Here is a 287-nt window from a genome sequence, read left to right on the forward strand (position 1 = left end):
GCACCGCGCGGTGACCGCCGGACCGGCCCCGACCGCCGAGCCGACTCCGGTGGTTCACGACTCGGCCGAGCCGGCCGTTCACGAGCCGGTCGCCGAGTCCGCCCCGCGAATCGCGGCGGCACCGGTACGGGCGTCGCGCGGCGGTGGCAGGCGGAAGGCGGCGGCCCGGCCGCGTCGGCGGCTGGCCGACTACGTCCGGGCCGCGTCCGAAGCGCTCGACAGCGCCCGGGACGCCGACGAGCTGGTCGACGTCACCCCGGGGTGGTGCCGGCTGGTGACGTCGACCT

1 pseudogene is annotated in these 287 nt (G+C 78.7%); it reads left to right on the plus strand.

Going from position 1 to position 287, the window contains the following annotated elements:
• Nucleotides 1-287, plus strand: a pseudogene (locus FVA95_RS29635) (hypothetical protein); the annotation flags it as partial.

Origin of the sequence: Pseudonocardia sp. EV170527-09, from assembly GCF_008369905.1 — a bacterium.
Lineage (GTDB): Bacteria > Actinomycetota > Actinomycetes > Mycobacteriales > Pseudonocardiaceae > Pseudonocardia.